Consider the following 19,180-nt stretch of genomic DNA (forward strand, 5'->3'; position numbering starts at 1 on the left):
ACGACCTCACAGGTTTTTCATATAGGCGGGCATGCCCGAAGAAAGGTGCGCCGACCCATAGAGCCTGCGCGTGGGGTAATATTCGGCGTTATGCTGGACTTCTGCGGCAGTATCCGCGCCGGCTGTCTCGGCGATGAAATGCAGCATCAGATCCATTCCGGCAGACACTCCGCCGCTGGACCAGACGTTGCCGTCACGGACGAAACGTTCCTCGACCACGTCGACGCCTGCCTCGCGCAACCGGTCGAGGACCTTCCAGTGGGTCGTCGCCCTGCGGTTTTTGAGGAGACCGGCTGCGAGCAAGAGGAAGGCACCGGAACAGACAGACAGGATGTTCTTGTCCTCGCCGCCGCTATCCCGAATGAACCCGACGAGGCGTTCGTTGCGCATCTCGTCAAAGGCCGAAAACCCTCCGGGAACCACCAGCGCATCAAGCGATGGACAGGTCCCGAAATCGTGTTCCGCAGCAATCAGGAGGCCTTTCGCACACCGCACCGAACCTTTTTCCGCAGCGACAACCAGGCAATCGGGGCCGTCGGCATAAACCTGCCACATCGTGGCCATTTCCCACGGCCCCGCCAGGTCGAGCTCCTCTACGCCCGGATAGGCCAGAAAGCCGATCCGTTTTATCATCTCTCACCGTCAGCCATTTCAGGGCGACGTTCGGACTCGCCGCCGTTGACCACCATGAACAGCCAATCAGCGACTGCGGCAGGCTTTTCCTTGCCCTCGACCTCCACCGTCATCTCGATCGTGACCAGGAATCGGCTCTCCCCGCGATCGTCGATCTTCTTAAGCTTCGCAATGCCACGGATCGACGCTCCGACGGGGACTGGCGCCATGAGCCTCACCCGGTCGAAGCCGTAGTTGAGCTTGTAGGCCTCGGTAGAACCCCGCTTCAGGATCTCGTTGATCATCGCGGTCATCATGGAAATGGTCTGAAAGCCGTAGACGATCGTGACGCCGTAAGGGCTGTGATCGCGCGCCCATACGGGATCCATGTGCATCGCATCAACGTCTTTGGTAAGCCGGCCGAATGCGTCAATGTCCACCTGGCTGATGACGTGCCAGCCGGATCGGCCGATTTCCTTGCCGAGGTGCTGTTGGAGGGATGTCCGGTCGGATAGATCGATACGCATGTATTTCTCCTAGGAATCAAAGGCAATTGACGGCAGCCACAGGGCCAGGTTGGGAAAAGCCATCAGGATCAGGATCATCAGAAAGATGATGACAACGAACGGCAGCGATCCCATGATGACGTCGCTGAGCGGCCCGCCCTTGCGCACGCCCTGCACAACGTAGAGGTTCATGCCGATCGGAGGCGTGATCAGCGCGGCCTCCAGCAGCAGCGTCAGGACGACGCCGAACCAGATCGAGTCATAGCCGAGCGAGACAACGATCGGGACGATGATCGGAACCGTCACCAGGAGGATTGAGAAGCCCTCCATGAAACAACCGAGCACGAGGTAGAAGGCGACGATCGCGAGCATCAGCATCGTCGGGCTGAGATCGAGGGCGACCACGACATCGACAATCTGCCGGGAGATGCCGAGAAAGGTCATGACAAAATTCAGCAATAGCGCAGTCATGATGATGGCGGTGACCATGGCAGTCGTGCGCATGGTGCCCTCGATCGCCTCGGTCAGCATTGCAACCGTCGCCCGACCATGCATGGCGGCAAGCCCTATGGCCCCCACGACACCGAAGGCGGCGGCCTCCGTCGGCGTTGCGATTCCGACATAGATCGTGATGACGACAAGCGCAAAAATGAAAAGCGGCGGGAACAAGTCAGGGATAGCACGGATGCGGCTCTTCCATGAGGTCCTGACCGGCCTTCCACCCGCCGCGGGGCGTATGATGCAAATGCCGGCGATCAGAAACATGAATAGTCCAGCCAGAACGACTCCGGGAAGCATGCTTGCCATGTAGAGTCTGGGAATCGAGGTCTCTGTGAGCGCCCCGTAGACGATGAGCGATACGGAGGGAGGGATAAGTATCCCGAGCGTCCCGCCGGCCGTCAGCGAGCCAAGGAAGAGGCGTTGGCTGTATCCGTGCTTTTCAATTTCCGGAATCGACACCGTCCCAATCGTCGCGGCGGTTGCGACGCTCGAGCCTGACGATGCGGCAAAGAGGGCGCAGGCTCCGATATTGGCATGCATCGTGCCGCCCGGAAGCCAGGACAACCATTCGACCAGGGCGCCATACATCCGTTCGGCAATGCCCGCCCGCAGCAGGATCTCGCCGAGCAGGATGAAGAAAGGGATGGCGACAAGCGTGTCGGAGGACATGGATTGCCACGCGACCTCGCCGACCATCCTGTCGAGTGGCGCGGAGGTAAAGAACCACGTCAGCGCGAAGGCCACGATGCCCAGCGATGCCGCGACCGAGATCGACAGGGCGAGCGCGCCTAGCAAAATGGAGATAGTGGCCGTGATCATGACAACTCTCCGATCGTGTGGCTGCCGGATGAAGTCACGGCAGATGTGGAAATGTGGGAAAGCTCCTGCTCAACTTCGTCGGCGGGCGACAGCAGCGCGGCTGCGTCTTGCGTCCGTCCGGCCCGAACCAGCCCGATGGAGCGAACTGCCACTGAAAGCGACGCGATCAGTGCGGCGACCAACCCCAGAGCCCAAAATCCCTGGGGAATGGCCAGGTAACTGCGCAAAGGTGTGATTGACCGGGCGCCCTCCTGCCAGGATTCCCATGCAAGGCCGCAGGCGCGATAGGCGATCAGACCAAAGACGAAGGTGAACGAAGCCCAGGAAAGAACATCCATTGCAGCGCGTAAGGGGGTGGGAAAGAAATTGCGCAGTACATCGATCCGGATATTTGCGCGCTGCAGGATCGCGAATGGGAACGCGAGAGTCGTTGTGACGGCGAAGACATAGGCCGTGATTTCGTCCACGCCGCCAAACGAGTGGCTAAGAAACTTGCGCATAAGGGCTTCGACAGTGATGACGAACGACATCACGATGAGGGCGCCCCCGCACGCCCAGACAAGAATGCGGGCGCCGCGCTCAAGCGTGCCATGCCCGCGAAGCAGGATTCGGTCCAACATCGCTGATGTTCCCCAAGATGTGGTTTTCAGATTGTGTCCGACGCGATTACGGTTTCGCGTCAACGCCGACCACCGCACCGGCGGTTTCGTTCCAGCGTGCGGTGCATTCGTCACCGCAGCGTTCGGCGTACCGTTTCAGAACGAACTCCGCGAGCAGTTGCTTCCTGATCGTTTCGTCCGCGTCCGTCGCCTTCACGAGCTGCATCTTCGCAGGTTCGCCGTAGCGGCATTTCTCGCCCTGACCTGTGAGGCAGGCCACCCCCTGGATCTGTGAGTCCGCAAGAGCGGCCCAGGCGCCATCCACGAATTTGGCGACTTCCGCCTCAATCAGCGCCTGCGTTTCGGGATTAAGGTTGCTCCATCTGTCCTTGTTCATGGCAAGGAACGCGATGCCGGCGGAGACGGGCGTCTCGTACACGTACTTCACGACGTCCTGCCATTTCGCGGTGTACATGCTGATACCGCTGGAAATGCCGCAATCGACCACCCCGCGCTGGAGCGCAGGCACGACATCACCAAGCGGGATCGTGACACTCACACCGCCCAGTCCTTCGGCCATGTCGCCCAGCGTCGTAGAGTAGACGCGGATCTTGCGCCCCTTCAGATCCGCCAGGCCGTTAAAGGCGCCGCGGCAAACCAGGATCTGCGCAGGAAACGGATAGCTCGCCAGAAGTTTCACGCCATGGATGCGCTCGAATGCCTCGGCGACGACCGGTTCATAAGCCTCGACAAGCCGGCGGTTCTCCTCGCCGCTTCCGGACGCCAGAGCGAGGTCGATACCCTCGAATACGGGATTTCCCGAGGCAATGTAGGAATAGGCGCCAAAACCAGCGTCATAGACACCGGTCTGCAGCAGTTTGACCGTCTCGAAACCCTTGAGACCGAGATCGGTCATGGGCTGGATCTCGGCGGTAAGCTTGCCACCCGAGGCGTCGGGCAACGCCTTGCTCCACAACGGCGCCTCGTGCTCCGGATACATGGCGCCTGTGCCCCAAGTACCCACGACTTTGAACTTTCCTTCCTCGACCTCCGCAAGCACCGTGCTCGCAAAGAGGCTAAATGCGGTAGCAGTGATGATCAGTCGCTTCATGGTAAGGTTCCCCCCTTTTTGTTCCCACGATGTGATCAGTTTCTCATTTTTTACACGGTTGTCAATATCTATCTTGGGGGCTTGGAACTGACCTGCGCTTCCGCGTCGACAAGCCGGCTGACTGAACGTACGGCCTGGGCTGCAACAACCTCGGCGACCGCCTCGGCGCTCATCTGGCCATCGGGCTGGAACCAGAAGACAGTGTAGGACAAGATGCCGAGGATGCCGAACGCCGCCATGGTCGGCGAACCGGGTGCGAATTCACCGGACTTCTGTCCCGCTACGACCACATCCCGGTAAAGACCGACGATGCGGCGTTGCAACCTGAGGATATCATTGCGCTGCTCCTCACTCAGTTTTGCGGCATTGCGGAGCGGGCCATAGAGGAAAGCATTCACGAAGGGAATATAGGCACGGTCGTCCAATTCATGGAAAACCTGTGCACGAGCAAGGGAATAGAGCTGTAATGCGGGATGTGGCGGGAGGCTCTCTACCGCCTTCTCCATCGCGGCAATCTCATCGAGAATTGCTTTTTCCACCGCCTCGTAGACAAGCTGTTCCTTGGACGTGAAATAGTGGTAGAGCGCCGGGTGTGTCAGACCCAGATTCGTCGCGATTTCCTTGATCCCGGTGGATTCCAGCCCGCGTTCCGAAAAGACACGAAGCGCCTCGGTCAATATATGCTCGCGTCGCTTTGAATAGCGTTTGGACTGGTTCACTTCTGTCGACATGATGTTGCTCCTAGCCCTCGGCTTCCATGGTCTGGTTATCGCGACACACACTGGAAAACGCAATACGTGTACCCTTAGTGATAAGGCAATCCCATATATTTGACAAATATGTCAATTTTGGTCGATAGTGCGTGGCGCGTTGTGCGAACAGATGACAGGCGGCCCCCAATGACCCACAGCAGCTCAATTCCGATGACCCGAATTGCCGAGGCGACACGCCGAACGCGTGAAACCGGCGAAGCCATTCCGCGCACGACTATCGGAGGTGCGGTAACAAATGCATGTGCTCGTTTTGCCGACCGCGTGGCGATTGAGGTCTTCGATCGACAGGAGCGGATAACCTTCGCACAGTTTGAGGCACTGACCCACCAATATGCCCGGGCTCTTCTTGAGATGGGCGTAGGTCCAGGCGATCGCGTGGCTGTCATGCTCCCCAATCGACTTGCCTATCCAGCGCTCTTTGTCGCCCTCGCCCGCATCGGCGCGATCCATGTGCCGGTCAATACGCGCTACACGGCCCATGAGATCGCCTATGTCGTCAATGATGCCGGCGCACGCGTCCTTCTTCACGACACCATCTTCAGTAAGACAATCGATGGTCTGTCAGTCGAACTGGATGGGCCGACAAGGATCGTCGATCTCGGAACCGGGGAAGGTGAATTCGAGCGTGTCGTTGCCCTATGCTCGACAGAGCCCGTCTCGGGCGATGAAGTCGGCCCCGACAGTCTCGCGAATATCCAGTATACGTCGGGGACGACCGGCTTCCCGAAGGGTTGTATGTTGACGCATGACTATTGGCTGGTTCTCGCCAATGCGGCCATCGCATGGGACTTGGAACCTGCCCGCCGCATCCTGTCCGCCCAGCCCTACTTCTACATGGATCCGCAATGGATCACGCTGAAGGCGTTGATCACGGGCGCGACGCTGGTTATCGCACCAGGTCTTTCGTCCTCGCGCTTCCTGGGCTGGATCCACGATCATTCGATCGAATGGTGCATGTTTCCGCTACTGATGACGCGGCAGCAGCCGGCTCCAAGGGATTCAGAAACGAAGTTGAAACAGGTAGCAACCTTCGGCTGGCCGCCGGAGACCTGCCGCGAATTCCACAAGCGCTTCGGAGTGATAGCGCGCGAAGGGTTTGGAATGACCGAAATCGGACTCGGAACCTGGACGCCGCCGGAGCTTGACGAGATGTATGATTCAGGAAGCGTCGGCATTGCGGCACCGTGTCGTGAAACATCGATCCGCGACGCGGAAGGCCAGCCGGTCGCGCGGGGGGAGCTCGGCGAACTTTGGGTCCGGGGACGCTCGATCTTCAAGGGATATTGGAACAGGCCGGACGCGAATGGCGAGGTCTTCCGTAGCGGCGGGTGGTTCCGCACCGGCGATCTGTTTCGTGAGGACGATGAGGGGTTTCTCTATGTCGTCGGGCGGCTGAAAGACATGATCCGCCGCTCGCAGGAAAATATTGCAGCGCGCGAAGTCGAAGCCGCGATCTGCATGCTGCCGGAGGTCGAAGACGCTGCCGCAGTCCCGGTTCCGGATCCGGTGCGCGGCGAGGAAGTGAAGATTTACGTCCAGCTCAAGAACGGTGTCTGCCGCGACACGCTGCCAGTGGAAACAATCCTCGAGCACGCACGCAAATACCTGGCGAAATTCAAGGTTCCGCGATATGTCAGCTATGTCGACAGCTTCCCCCGCACCGCGTCCAACAAGATCGAGAAGAAGACACTGATCACCGGCGTCGGCGACTTGCGCAGCGGCGCCTACGACGCCGAGGAAGGAACCTGGCGATGAGCCTCGACACGCGTTTCCCTTACACTTCCCGGCGGGTAGCCCAGTTCGGCACCGCCTCCGTGGCCACCAGCCAGCCGGTGGCCGCACAGGCCGGCATAGCCACTCTTGCCGCCGGCGGTAACGCCGTCGACGCCGCTCTTGCCACCGCCATGACCCTGACGGTGGTCGAACCGACAATGAACGGGCTCGGCGGCGACTTGTTCGCTCTCGTCCATGACGGAGCAAATCTCCACGGTCTCAACAGTTCCGGGCGGTCGGCGAAGGCCTGGCAGCCCGAGCGTCTCGCCGCAGCAGGCACAATGCCGATGACGGGATGGGATACGGTCACCGTGCCCGGCCAGGTGCGCGGGTGGGAGGCGTTGCATTCGCGTTTCGGGCGTCTGGCCTGGGGCGATCTCTTCGAAACCGCCATCCGTTATGCGACGGATGGATTCCTCGTGCCGCATGTCGTTGCCCTACACTGGGCCATGCAAGCCAACTGGTTCCGTGACGTGCCGGGATTTGCGGAGACATTCCTGCCCGCTGGCCTCGCGCCGGAGCCTGGCGCGCGTTTCCGCAATCCGTATCTCGCCTCTTCGCTCCAGTGCCTCGCACAGGAAGGTGCGGATGCGTTCTATCGCGGCCGTCTCGCCAGCCAAATCGTGGCATTTGCCGAAGAAACCGGCGGATCGATGGACAAAGGTGACTTGGAGAGCCACGCTGCCGAGTGGGTCGAACCGATGTCCGTCGATTTCGCGGGCGCCACGATCCACGAGCTTCCGCCCAACGGACAGGGGCTGACGGCTCTCATCGCGCTCGCCTTGATCGAGCGTGTCGGCTTTGGCCGGAACGCCGCAACCGACCTCCATGTCGAGATAGAAGCGACACGGCGCGCCAGGGAGATTGTCGCCCGAACGGTAGGCGACCCGCAATCGATGCGGATGGCCCCTGCAGCGCTTCTCGACGGCGCGGTCCTCGATAGGCTCGCCGGCGGCATCGATCCGGAACGGGCACGGCCGGCCGAACCCATCGCGAACGAAGGATGGGGTACTGTCTACCTTTGCGCCGCAGATTCCGAGGGAATGATGGTTTCGCTGATCCAGTCGAACTACCGCGGCTTCGGGTCTGGCCTTGTCGTGCCGGGCACGGGCATCACGTTACACAATCGAGGCTCCTGCTTTGTTTTTGAAAAAGGTCATCCAAATGAGGCGAAGCCATGCAAGCGGCCGTTCAACACCATCATTCCGGGGTTCATGACGCGCAACGGTCGTCCGCTGGCGACCTTCGGCGTCATGGGAGGCGGAATGCAGCCGCAAGGCCATGTCCAGATCGCCGCCCGCCTCCTCGCACGCGGCGAGAACGTGCAGGCGGCGATCGACGCGCCGCGCTGGCGCATCGCAGACGATGGAACGCTCATGGTCGAGGAAGATCTTCCGGAGGCGCTGGTCTCGGACCTCTGTCGGCGCGGACATCAGGTCGTCCGGCAACCACGTTGGGACTATCAGTTCGGAGCCGCGCAGGTCATCGTGCGACGTGACGACGGTTATGAGGCGGGAACGGAATCGCGCCGCGACGGCTGCGCTGCTGTAATCTGACGGTGCGGGCAGCTTGTTCGTCCCCGGGCGAGACCTCGGGGACGACGCTTCATCATGAACCCTGCCGGCTCGCCTGAGCTTTCCGAAGTCGCAAGTCAAAGCGCGTCGTTTTGAACCTACATCACCAATGCGGCGCCGTTACCGCCGTGTGCGCCCACGGCGGTGCTGTTGCGCAGTTCGTCCAGCGGGGCAACCGCGCCTGCGCATGCCCTACCGCCCTTATCGAGAACGATGGTTGCCACGTCCGATTTCACATCCTCATAACCCCGAGGAGCGTAAACCACAGCATCGGCGCCGAAGGCCTGGTCCAGCAGGAAATCCTGTCCTCGTTGGACGATTTAGGATGACAGACTGCTCTATTCCCCGTGTCTGTCGTTCAGTGGTGAGCAGGATGGCGGGCGATTCGTCAGCCAAGCATGCCCCGCACGATCCGGTCGAAGATGCGCGCACCGATGCCAATGAGGTCATCGGGGAAGTCGTAATCTGGATTGTGAAGATGGGGGCGGCTCTCTCCGGCGCCGAGAAGAAACATCGCGATCTTCGTTCCGTCCTTTCCGAAACCGCCGAAGTCTTCGGACCCCCTGAGCGGAAGGTCGCCTGCATCATAAGCAATGTGTTCATCGTCCAGTGCGCGCTCGAGATAGTAGACGGCATCCGGATCGTTGACACAATCGGCGAAGATGTTGTCGTAGTTGATCTCCACGACAAGACCGATGGTCGCCGCCACATCGTGCGCAAGCCTTTCGGCGTCAAGCCGAAGTTTTTCCATGCGGGCATCTGCAAGCGTGCGAAGCGTCAGCCAGATTTCGCCGGAGCCGGGCGCTATGCCGAACACGCGTTCGCCGGCCTCGATGTGGGTGACCGTCGTCATGGCGAAATCGGGGGAGTGAGGCTCGCCGGACGACAGACCCTCGAGCGCCGGCAACAACCGCAGCAAGGACGGCACCGGCGAAAGTCCTGTTTCCGGCATGGAAGCATGCGCGGTCCGCCCGGTGAAGGCAATACGCATTCCCCGCGAGGCGCAGGTAATGGGACCATCAACCAGGGCTACCCGCCCCAGCGTCATTCCCGGCATGTTGTGATAGGCGAAAGCGAAATCCGGCTTGATCGTGGCGTAGCGCTGGTCCGCGACGACGGCAGCGGCGCCGGCGCCGTTCTCCTCCGCCGGCTGGAACATGAGAATTACGCGGCCTCGCTTCGGGCGTTTGCGAGAGAGGCCGCGCGCCAGCGCCATCAGCGTCGCCATGTGGCCGTCATGGCCGCATTGGTGTCCCCGCCCCGGAATGCGCGACCGGTAAGGGACATCCGACATATCCTCGATTGCCAGGCCATCAAGTTCGGCCCGGAACATTACCGACGGGCCCGGTTCGAACCCACCATAGATGGCAGCCACGCCATGTCCGCCCAGATCGGTGACAATGCGATCCGGGCCCGTCGCCGCGAGGGCGAAGGCGACCTCCTGCGCGGTCTCGGATTCCTCGCCGGATATTTCCGGCGTCATATGCAATTTCCGCCGCCACTCCACGAGCTCGATCAGATCTTGGTTCGTCAAATGCATCGATTTCTCCGGTCAAAGAAGCGGCCCACGAACGTGCTGGATCTGACAGTCCGCGCTGGCCGCCTGCGCTTCGGCAGGTCCAAGAGGCCCGGGGTTCCACCTCGGGATCGATCTTGACGACGAGCGATCGCGTCGACGGATGGTCGTGCCCGTCACAAAGCACCGGGTAGTCCTCGATGCGACGCGCACGCAGTCTAGGGCGTTGCTCTTGAAGCCCGGTCGAAATGCTCAAGCAGACGATCGGCGAGAAGCCCGGGGGCTTCGACATTGGGCTGGTGACCGACACCGTCAAAGACTTCAAGGAGGCTGCCGGAAATCCCAGCAGCGATGGTCCGAGACTTTTCCGGGGGATTCGCCCCGTCGAGCGCGCCACAGAAGACATAAGTCGGACTGCGGACATGCGGAAGCATGTGGCGGATATCGACCCGGCGCAGGATCGGTGCGGATGCCCTGGCAACGGCCGGGCCATCATTCGACAGGATCAGCTCGCGCTCACGCGCCAGTAAGTCGGCGCGCAACGGATCCGCGCGGAAGGGCTCGCCATAGAGAATGGGGAGGAGCCCATCGACGACGCTCGCCGGGTCTCGCGCAAAGCCGTCGAGGAGCAGCTTCTCGTATTTCACGACCTTCTCAATCGGCTCGGCCTCAGCGGACGCGCCGCCGATCGCCAGCGATCTGATCCGCTGCGGCATCTGGGCGGCGATCCTGATGCCCGTCACGCCGCCAACCGACATGCCGACCCAGTGGAAGCGATCGAGGCCTAGCCTATCGGCGACGCCGATCACGTCGTGACAGAGGTTGTCGACGTCATAGCCGCCGAGCGGCTTGCTGCTGCGGCCCATGCCGCGCCAGTCGACCGTTATGCACCGGTAGCGCGCCGCAATGCGTTCGATCTGACGCTCATACATGCGGCCACTGAAAAACAAGGCGTGTGTAAAGATGACCGGGTCGCCGGTCCCGAATTCTTCAACGAACAGATCCGCGCCATTGATATGTATCAGAGACATCGCCACCTCCTCAGTCAGCCAGACAATACTGCTTGTATGAATTTTACAACTATGTTAATTATTGAGTGCCGTCAATCGGAAACTCCAATCGAGCGTAGTCAATAAGGTTGATCATCAATGCCCTCTTCTCTTCCCGGCCTCGGCACACTTGATGCCGTTCTTGATCATTATGCCACCTCCAATCCCGGGGCCGAAATCGCCGTCGAGGGCGACAGAAGACTGACATATATCGAGACAAATCAGCTTGTTGATAGATATTGCGATTGGCTTGAGGGCAAGGGAGTTCAACAAGGCGACCGCGTCGCCCTCCTCGCCGCCCCGGGGATCGACTATCTCCTGCTGCTGATGGCGGCTTCGCGTCTCGGCGCAATTTACGTTGGTGTCAATCCACGCTATTCTTCAGATGAGATGTCTCACGTTCTCAAGGTAACCGAGCCAAAGGTCCTGCTTCACGCCGAGGTACCCAACGAACACGATCTGGCCGGCCGCGCGCATGCCGCCGCAGGACGCGTAGCGGTCCTTTCCGCGCCCGATGTCGCCGCCATGCCGGCGTCGGCAGCTGCGCGAAAGAGTCCTGCCGGTCGCATGGACGTCGCCGTCATCGTCTTTACATCCGGATCTACGGGGAAGCCAAAAGGGGCTGCCCTCCATCATGACGGGCTGATTGGGGCGGCAATTGGTCAATACGACCACCTCGACGGCGAATCGCGACGATACATTTCGAACCTGCCGATCAATCACGTTGGTGCCATCATGAACACGACGATGGGATGCCTGGTGGGCGGAGGCACGCTGATATTTCAGGCGAAATTCGATCCCGCAGGCGTTCTCGCATTGATCGAGCGTGAGCGAGCTCAGACATGGTTGCAGGTGCCCGCAATGTTCACGCTGGCAGTGAACCATCCGGATTTCGCCAACCGCGACCTTTCCTCCTTGCGCTCGATCTGTATCGGCGGGGGCGCGGTATCTGCTCCGACGCTTGCCGCACTGCGGTCGATAGGCGCTAAAATATTCGTCGAATATGGGCAGACTGAGGTGATGAGCTCAGTTGCCTATTCGCATGACGGCGACCCGGATGAAGTCCTTCTCAACACGATCGGCAAGTTCGATCCGCGGTTTGAGACGCGAATCGCCGACGAGAGCGGCGGGATCTGCACGATAGGCGAGACCGGCGAAATCCAGGCACACGGCACCTGCGTGCTACGATCCTACTGGGGGGATGAGAAAGCAACCCGCGAGGCCTTCACGGCCGACGGCTGGCTCAAGACGGGTGATCTTGCGGCCCGACGGCCCGACGGCAATATCTCGCTCAAGGGTCGCTTGCGTGAAATGATCAAATCTGGTGGCTACAATGTCTACCCGCGCGAAGTCGAGGCAGTAATCGAGACGCATGAATCAGTCGCCGAGGTCGTCGTCTTTGGCGCACCTGACGATATCTATGGGGAGGCGGTACGCTGCGCGATCGAGTGCAAGCCGGGTGTCATGGTCACGGCTGAGGTCCTCAGGCAGCATTGCGCGGCGGCGCTCGCCAACTACAAGATCCCGAAATCATTCGACATCGTCCCGATGCTGCCGCGTCTCAACAACGGAAAGGTGGACCGAGCATCGGTGCGGAGCCATGTGGCGTGATGCCGGCCTACATCGACACACGATCACGAGTGCTTGGTGGCCTGACGTGTGATCGTTGGGCCGGGAGGAGGAGAGGTAAGGCCGTCGCCGAAGACGGGCAGCACGAACTATCGTGGATTCGATAAGTGCCCTTCGCTAATGCCGCACCAGCAAAATGGACAATAACTACTACTGACGACACCAGCAAACCCCACCGTTCACATGGGGAATATTCGCTAGTTGCCTGGTTGCGCCAACGATTGCTCAACCCAATACGGCGGCACAGTGGGCGCGCCGCTTTTTTGACCTACGTCCACTTCATGGGAGGAAGAAATGAAAAGAGGACTATTTTCGACAGCGTCATTGATGGCGATGATAATGATCGCCGGAGGAGCACGAGCCGAAATTCTCGTGGGCATCGGAGCTCCAATAACAGGTGCGAATGCTGCTTTCGGCGCCCAGATGCAAAGGGGAGCTGAACAGGCCGCCGCGGACATCAACGCGAACGGCGGCATCAATGGCGAGCAGATCAAGATCGTGCTCGGGGATGACGTCGCCGATCCCAAACAGGGCATCTCAGTTGCCAACAAATTCGTCGCCGATGGGGTTAAATTTGTAATCGGACATTTGAATTCCGGTGTGTCGATCCCAGCGTCCGAAGTCTACGCGGAAAATGGGATCCTCGAAGTCACTCCGGCTGCCTCAAATCCCGTTTATACGGAGCGGGGCTTGTGGAACACATTTCGTGTTTGCGGTCGTGACGATCAACAGGGCGCAGTCGCTGGCGAGTATATTGCCAGTCACTTCAAGGATGCTCACGTCGCCATCGTCCATGATAAGACCCCTTATGGGCAAGGTCTCGCTGACCAAACCAAGAAGGTCATGAATGACGCGGGCCTCGTCGAAGTGATGTACGAAGGCATCAACGTCGGTGATAAGGATTTTTCTGCACTTATCGCGAAAATGAAGCAGGCCGGCGTTTCGATCATCTTCTGGGGTGGTCTACATACGGAAGCTGGACTCATCATCCGGCAGGCGAAGGATCAGGGACTGAAGGCAACGCTTGTCGCGGGTGACGGTCTCGTATCGAACGAGCTGGCTTCGATAGCGGGTGATGCGGTCGCGGGAACTTTGAATACCTTCGGGCCCGATCCGACGCTGGATGCGGCCAACAAGGAGCTTGTTGCGAGGTTCAAAGCGAACGGCTTCAACCCTGAAGCCTATACCCTCTATTCGTACGCTGCTCTGCAGGTCATAGCGGGCGCCGCTGAGGCGGCAGGTAGCAGCAATCCTGAGGAAGTCGCGGAAGCAATGAAGGCAAAGGGGCCGTTCCCGACCGTGCTTGGCAGCTTGTCCTTCGACCAAAAGGGCGATCCCAAGGTACCAGGCTACATTATGTATGAATGGGAAAAGGGGACTGACGGTACCTATAGCTTTGTGCCCAAAGTCGATTAAGTCGCCGATAGACATTCAGCATAGAACTGAGAGGCCTCCCATCGAGGGGCCTCTCACCACCATGCAGATGGACCCCTCACATATCTTAACGGAGGCTGGCCGGCGTGTTGTCGCTGAACACAACGCCGATCTCCTCCACCCGTTCGAACTGAGGTGACCTTCATGTGCATCCGGGATCAGGCCAACCGTTCATAAACGCGTCCTGCATCGAATTTCAGATCGCCATCGTATCGGGGCACTGAGCCACTCTTACCGCAAACGTACGCTCCGCCGTAGATCGGGTTCGCGATCATCTGGGGTATGGTCGCACAAGTCGGTCTGCGCCAGACGACGTCGCCATTGATATATCTGGAGGTAAGGTCCAAGTCCCGCTCAAGTGGCCATATCACGGCCTGTCGTGCACTGGCGAGTTTGGCAACCTCGGTGAAGGCGAACACAATGGCTTCCTGGATAGAAAGGATGGAATTCCACCAGAGGCGTCTCACAGCTAAATGCGGCGTGGGCACGAGCAACCGCCACGACGATTCGCCGTCAGGCACTTCGCGCGTAGCGTTGGGCAATCAGTGCGCACACCATCAACTGGATCTGGTGGAACAGCATCAGGGGCAGGACGATGGCGCCGACGCTCTGGCCGGCGAAGATCGCGCCGGCCATCGGAACGCCGCTGGCGAGACTCTTCTTCGAGCCGCAGAAGGTGATGGTGATTTCGTCCTGTCTGGAAAACCCGAGGAAACGGCTGCCGAACATGGTGACCGCAAGCACCGTTGCGAGGAGGACGACGTCGACAATGGCGACAATGCCGAGATCTTGAAGCGAAAGCGTCCGCCACAGTCCCTCGACGACAGCGGAGCTGAAGGCGAGATAGACCACCATCAGGATCGAGCCTCGATCAATCGGCGCCAGCAGCTTCTTGCGGGCGCGGATCCAGTCGCCGATCCACGGCTGGAGGATCTGCCCAAGAATGAAGGGCGCCAGCAACTGCAGCAGGATCTGCTCGAGCGCCGTCATCGAAAATCCACCCCCGCCTGACGCCGAAAGCAGCAAGCCGACGAGAAGCGGCGTCAGGAACATGCCAAGGATATTCGAGGCGGACGCAGCGCAGATGGCGGCCGGCACGTTGCCACCGGCCATCGACGTAAATGCGATCGATGACTGCACCGTCGAAGGCAAGACGCAGAGAAACAGGAGACCGGTATAGAGCGCCGCGGGAAGCGATGACGGCAGCACGAGGCCGGCGGCGAGCCCGAGAAGTGGAAAGATGGCGAAGGTCACAAACAGGATCACGCCGTGCAGCCTCCAGTGCAGCAGGCCGGCGATCACCACGTCGCGCGAGAGGCGCGCGCCGTGCAGAAAGAACAGCAGAGCGATGGCGAGCTTCGTCGCAAGCGCCATCCACACCTGCGCCCCGCCGGTGACCGGCAGGACCGAGGCCAGGAGCACTGCCGCCAAGAGCAGCATTGTGAAGGTATCAGGGAGGAAACGGCGCATCTTCTCATTCCGGTGGACGTCGTCTCGCTCACTCCATTATTGTGATACAAGATGCAACAAATAACACTCATCACAAAACGAGATATCAGATGCTCGACCTCGTCCAGTTGCGCAGTTTCCTCGCGATCCAGCAGACGGGCAGTTTCACCCGCGCAGCGGAAAATCTCGGGCTTGGGCAGTCAACGGTCAGCCAGCATATCCAGAAGCTGGAAGCCGCCCTTGATCGCCGTCTCATCTTTCGCGACACCCATCGCCTCGGCTTGACACCCGATGGCGAAGTCCTGGCCGGCCACGCCCGCGCAATGCTTGCGATCGACGCTCAGGTCTTCGACCTGTTTGCAGCGAACAAGCTGCGCGGGCAATTGCGACTTGGCGTCTCCGAAGACTTCGCAACCAGCCGCCTGACGGCGGTCCTCGAAGATTTCACCCGCGCGTATCCCTCCGTGGATCTGCAATTGACCGTGGCATTGAGCGGCGTGTTGTACGAGATGCAGGATCTGGGGGAAATCGACCTCGTCTTCGCCAAGCGACGCCTTGGCGACCAGCGCGGTCGTCTCGTCTATCGCGAGCCACTGATCTGGCTGGCACGCGATCCGCTGCAACTGACGGCTCAGTCGGCTCCTTTGCCGTTGATCGCCTTCCCGCCACCAAGCATTACCCGCAAGCTCGCTCTCGAAGCCCTGGACGCAAGCCGGATCCCCTGGCGCATCGTCTGCACATGCGGCAGCCTCAGCGGACTGACGGCTGCAGCGCGCGCGGGCATGGGCGTCCTGGTGCAGCCTCGCAGCATGGCGCCCGCCGGGCTGAAAGAAATCCCCCGAGATATTCTGCCACCGCTCGAGGACGTGGAATTCGTCCTGGTTCCGCGCAACGGAGCCGACCAGGCGCTCATCACCGCCCTGTCGGACGAGATCTTCTCCAAGGTCGGCGGCAGCCTCGAAATCAGCTGAAAAACGGAACAAGCGCACTCCTCCTTGATCGGCGGCAGCTCACTGTCAGGGCCCCCGTCAGCGGGAAAGGAGACGCACATTTCCAACAAATCTGCTTCGTACTTTAGAGCGGTTCCCTGACTGATTGAATCTGTGGGGCTTTGCAAATCAGGTGGGTTCTGATTCAAACTATCTGCCGATGGAGGTCGGCGGATATGTCGAAAGCCCTTTCTGTCGATCTGCGTGTTCGCGTTCTTGCTGCCGTTTCTGGTGGTGCTACCCATCGCGAAGCCGCCGAACGGTTTGGCGTGAGTGCTGCAAGCGTCAGCCGCTGGCGAAATCTGCAACTTCGCCAGGGCGACGTGCGCCCCGGTCCTCTTGGCGGAGATCGAAATTCCCGTAAGACAGAGGTCCATGGCGAGGCGATCATGGCATGGCTCGCCGAGCACCGTGATGGAACCTTGTTCGAACTGCGTGATGCGCTTTGTCAATGCCGCGTGAATTTTCCTCAGAAGTTCCGAAGTAAAATTCCCCAGTTATGCCGACGTCGACGACATGGCGAATTGAGGATTTTTCGGCGGCCGCCTGTGTATTCCAATGAAACCGGACAGGAATTCCGATCTTTAACCGGACGCTTATTCCAGCGTTTTACCGGACGCGATTCCGAGGTGAAGCCGGACGATGTAGAGCGTCTCTGGGTCTGAGTTGATCATTGTCGGCGAATATCGGGCTGGTCAAGCCTGAGTTGCATCCTCGGCTGACAGGTTTCGATGTTTGCGCAGGCTCTCACCGGAAAGTTCGATGCGGTAGGCGTTGTGGACGAGGCGATCCAGCACGGCGTCGGCGATCGTGGGATTTCCAATCATATCGTACCAGTGGTCCACGGGGATTTGACTGGTAACGATGGTCGAGCGCTTCTCGTAGCGATCCTCGACAATTTCCAGGAGATCGCGTCGTTGCTCGTCGGTGAGCTTCTCCGGCCCCCAATCGTCCAGGATGAGGAGATCGGATTTGGCCAGGCTCTTGAGCATCTTTGCGTAACGACCGTCGCCTCGTGCCAGGGCGAGCGCGGCAAAGAGCCGTGGCACGCGGTGATAGGCGACGGCAAGATCCTCCCGGCACGCCTTGTGACCGAGAGCGCAGGCCAACCAACTTTTGCCGACGCCGGCCGGCCCGATCAGTAGCAAGGAGTGCCGCTGTCTGATCCAGTCGCAGTTGGAAAGCTTGAGGAAGAGGTTGCGATCGAGACCACGCGCTGCGCGGAAATCGGTATTCTCGATCTGGGCGTCATGGCGCAGCCTGGCGGCACGGGCTCTGGCTTCGAAGCGCTTCTGGCGACGCGAGGTCTGTTCCCGTTCGAGCAGGATCGCGAGCCATTCGCCGTGCTGGAGGCTTCTCGCCTCCGGTTGCATCTCCAGTTCCTGGAAGGCGGAAGCCATGCCGGAAAGGCCGAGTTGGCGCAGCGTATCTACAGTGGGATTGGTCAGCATTCTTGATTGTCTCCTTAATGAAAGTAGGCTTTGCCGCGAAGATTGGCATGCTCGCCGACGGCGGCAGGTTCGGCGGAATGTCGTGGCGCCTTGTAGGTGCTGATGAGCGCGGTGACCCGCGCCAGCTTCCACTCGGCGTACTCGTAGTCCTCTGCCGGAAGAGCCGCGAGCGCCGGGCGTTCCATGGTCTCGAACATCTCCTGGCGGGTTTGGCCCAACCGCTTCATGACGTGTGTGTTGATCCGCTCGACGGCATCCCGGATGGCAGCGTTAGCTTCCTCCAGTGAGAAGAAGGTCTGGTTGCGCAGTCGGCCGAGGATGCAGCTCTGGGCGAAACGTACGCCGGCCTCGACTTTTGGCTTGTCTTTCGGCCGCTTCGGTCGCGCCGGAAGCACGCCGACGCCGTAATGGGCAGCCATCCTGCCGAAGCTGCGGTTGATCTCTGGATCGTAGAAGCTCGCCTTGTTGACGCCGGACTTCAGATTATCCGGAACGATAAGGCGCGGCACGCCGCCGAAGAAGGCGAACATGCGCACGTGCGAGCCGATCCAATCCGGTAGGGTCTGGGTCCAGGTGGCTTCGGCAAAGGCATAGCTCGATGCGCCGAGCACGCCGACAAAGATCTCCGCCTCGCGGATCTCGCCGGTCTTGCGATCGACGATCGGCAGCTTCTTTCCGGAATAGTCGACGAACACCTTGTCGCCAGCAATATGGAACTGCCGCATCGTTGGCGTCAGACGCCGCTCAAAGCCGCGGAACAGGTCGCAGAACCGGCTGAACCCGTAGCCATCAGGATAGACGGCCCGATATTCCTCCCACAGGATCGTCAGGGTCACGCCGGGCTTCTTCAGCTCAACCGCAATGACGCTCCAATCCGGCTCTGGTAGTCGCCGCACCCCTTGTTTGGTGCCTTGTCTGGCGAAAAGTTTGCCTTCCAGGACGTCGTCAGTCAGATCGGCAGGCAAAGGCCAGGACAGCCCTGCCGCCGCAGCTCGCCCAATCCCGTCCTGCACCGTGCTGCGGGCAATCCCGAGCAGATCGGCAATATCGCGAACGCTCACGCCGTCTGATCGCAGTCGAAGCAAATGTCGTAGTTTGTCTCATGGTCAGCCTTCGTCTCTTCGACATGCCATCTCCTCACGTTCAAAAGGAAATGCATGCCAAGGTTGCTGACCCAGGGGCACTGCTTACGTTGAAAAACTGTCCGGTATCAAATCGGAAGCGCGTCCGGTTAATTCTCGGAATCGTGTCCGGTTCTTGATCGGAACGCCGTCCGGTAAATCATCGGAATCTACAGGCCGCCCGCGCGGCTTTTGTGGTGGGGCGAACGCCGGGGGAGTGATGAGGGCTTTGGAGCGAACATGCTCCGGCATGAGTTCGGCATGCTGCCTCAAC

The 19,180-nt window shown here is 60.1% G+C and carries 16 protein-coding genes and 2 pseudogenes; 6 read left to right on the forward strand and 12 right to left on the reverse strand.

Annotated features, from left to right (window positions below; all coding sequences use genetic code 11):
• Positions 1-6: 6 nt before the first annotated feature.
• The 6 genes from EUU22_RS03905 to EUU22_RS03930 form a co-directional block, all read right to left on the reverse strand.
• Entirely contained in the window at positions 7-633 is a 627-nt protein-coding gene (locus EUU22_RS03905; protein WP_129330775.1) for a DJ-1/PfpI family protein, read from the reverse strand.
• Entirely contained in the window at positions 630-1,139 is a 510-nt protein-coding gene (locus EUU22_RS03910) for a MaoC/PaaZ C-terminal domain-containing protein (protein WP_112691310.1), read from the reverse strand. The genes EUU22_RS03905 and EUU22_RS03910 overlap by 4 nt, the downstream gene beginning before the upstream one ends.
• A 9-nt stretch (positions 1,140-1,148) precedes the next feature.
• Positions 1,149-2,438 (reverse strand): TRAP transporter large permease, encoded by a 1,290-nt coding sequence (locus EUU22_RS03915; protein WP_112691311.1) that lies wholly within the window; start codon positions 2,436-2,438, stop codon positions 1,149-1,151.
• On the reverse strand, positions 2,435-3,058 hold the full coding sequence (locus tag EUU22_RS03920) for a TRAP transporter small permease subunit (protein ID WP_112691312.1): 624 nt from the start codon (positions 3,056-3,058) through the stop codon (positions 2,435-2,437). Before EUU22_RS03920 ends, EUU22_RS03915 begins: the two co-directional genes overlap by 4 nt.
• Positions 3,059-3,104: 46 nt before the next feature.
• A complete protein-coding gene (locus EUU22_RS03925; RefSeq protein ID WP_112691313.1) occupies positions 3,105-4,148 on the reverse strand; it encodes a TRAP transporter substrate-binding protein in 1,044 nt (347 codons plus the stop codon).
• A 68-nt stretch (positions 4,149-4,216) separates the two neighbouring features.
• The gene (locus EUU22_RS03930) at positions 4,217-4,879 is read right to left on the reverse strand and encodes a TetR/AcrR family transcriptional regulator (protein WP_129330776.1); all 663 of its coding nucleotides are present in this window, start codon (positions 4,877-4,879) and stop codon (positions 4,217-4,219) included.
• A gap of 168 nt (positions 4,880-5,047) precedes the next feature.
• Here EUU22_RS03930 and EUU22_RS03935 point away from each other — a divergent pair, with 168 nt between their 5' ends.
• Together EUU22_RS03935 and EUU22_RS03940 are read left to right on the forward strand one after the other, a co-directional pair.
• Positions 5,048-6,676: a class I adenylate-forming enzyme family protein gene (locus tag EUU22_RS03935; protein ID WP_165351071.1), complete on the forward strand. Its 1,629-nt coding sequence runs from the start codon at positions 5,048-5,050 to the stop codon at positions 6,674-6,676.
• Positions 6,673-8,250: a gamma-glutamyltransferase family protein gene (locus tag EUU22_RS03940; RefSeq protein WP_112691316.1), complete on the forward strand. Its 1,578-nt coding sequence runs from the start codon at positions 6,673-6,675 to the stop codon at positions 8,248-8,250. The genes EUU22_RS03935 and EUU22_RS03940 overlap by 4 nt, the downstream gene beginning before the upstream one ends.
• 406 nt (positions 8,251-8,656) lie before the next feature.
• Here the strand turns inward: EUU22_RS03940 and EUU22_RS03945 are convergent, their stop codons facing one another.
• Together EUU22_RS03945 and EUU22_RS03950 are read right to left on the reverse strand one after the other, a co-directional pair.
• On the reverse strand, positions 8,657-9,808 hold the full coding sequence (locus EUU22_RS03945; protein ID WP_112691317.1) for an amidohydrolase: 1,152 nt from the start codon (positions 9,806-9,808) through the stop codon (positions 8,657-8,659).
• A 194-nt stretch (positions 9,809-10,002) separates the two neighbouring features.
• Positions 10,003-10,815 (reverse strand): alpha/beta fold hydrolase, encoded by an 813-nt coding sequence (locus EUU22_RS03950; protein WP_245484904.1) that lies wholly within the window; start codon positions 10,813-10,815, stop codon positions 10,003-10,005.
• A 117-nt stretch (positions 10,816-10,932) separates the two neighbouring features.
• Between EUU22_RS03950 and EUU22_RS03955 the strand changes: the two genes are divergently transcribed.
• Both EUU22_RS03955 and EUU22_RS03960 read left to right on the forward strand, forming a co-directional pair.
• On the forward strand, positions 10,933-12,444 hold the full coding sequence (locus EUU22_RS03955; protein ID WP_129330779.1) for a class I adenylate-forming enzyme family protein: 1,512 nt from the start codon (positions 10,933-10,935) through the stop codon (positions 12,442-12,444).
• Between the two features lie 312 nt (positions 12,445-12,756).
• Entirely contained in the window at positions 12,757-13,878 is a 1,122-nt protein-coding gene (locus EUU22_RS03960) for a branched-chain amino acid ABC transporter substrate-binding protein (RefSeq protein WP_112691320.1), read from the forward strand.
• Positions 13,879-14,409: 531 nt separating this feature from the next.
• On the opposite strand, the gene EUU22_RS03965 is transcribed toward EUU22_RS03960, so the two are convergent.
• Positions 14,410-15,366 (reverse strand): bile acid:sodium symporter family protein, encoded by a 957-nt coding sequence (locus EUU22_RS03965; protein ID WP_129330780.1) that lies wholly within the window; start codon positions 15,364-15,366, stop codon positions 14,410-14,412.
• An 89-nt stretch (positions 15,367-15,455) separates the two neighbouring features.
• Between EUU22_RS03965 and EUU22_RS03970 the strand changes: the two genes are divergently transcribed.
• The gene (locus EUU22_RS03970; RefSeq protein ID WP_129330781.1) at positions 15,456-16,316 is read left to right on the forward strand and encodes a LysR family transcriptional regulator; all 861 of its coding nucleotides are present in this window, start codon (positions 15,456-15,458) and stop codon (positions 16,314-16,316) included.
• A gap of 194 nt (positions 16,317-16,510) precedes the next feature.
• Positions 16,511-16,780, forward strand: a pseudogene (locus EUU22_RS03975) (helix-turn-helix domain-containing protein); the annotation flags it as partial.
• A gap of 249 nt (positions 16,781-17,029) precedes the next feature.
• On the opposite strand, the gene istB reads toward EUU22_RS03975, so the two are convergent.
• The 3 genes and pseudogenes from istB to EUU22_RS03990 all read right to left on the reverse strand — a co-directional run.
• Positions 17,030-17,785, reverse strand: coding sequence for an IS21-like element helper ATPase IstB (gene istB / locus EUU22_RS03980; protein WP_129330782.1), 756 nt, complete (start codon positions 17,783-17,785; stop codon positions 17,030-17,032).
• A 14-nt stretch (positions 17,786-17,799) separates the two neighbouring features.
• Positions 17,800-18,846 carry an IS21 family transposase gene (istA, locus tag EUU22_RS03985; RefSeq protein WP_245484901.1) on the reverse strand — a complete coding sequence of 349 codons (1,047 nt, stop codon included), beginning with the start codon at positions 18,844-18,846 and terminating at the stop codon, positions 17,800-17,802.
• 234 nt (positions 18,847-19,080) lie between these two features.
• A pseudogene (locus EUU22_RS03990) lies at positions 19,081-19,180 on the reverse strand (AAA family ATPase); the annotation flags it as partial.

This window comes from Ciceribacter ferrooxidans, from assembly GCF_004137355.1.
GTDB classification, from domain to species: Bacteria; Pseudomonadota; Alphaproteobacteria; order Rhizobiales; family Rhizobiaceae; genus Allorhizobium; species Allorhizobium ferrooxidans.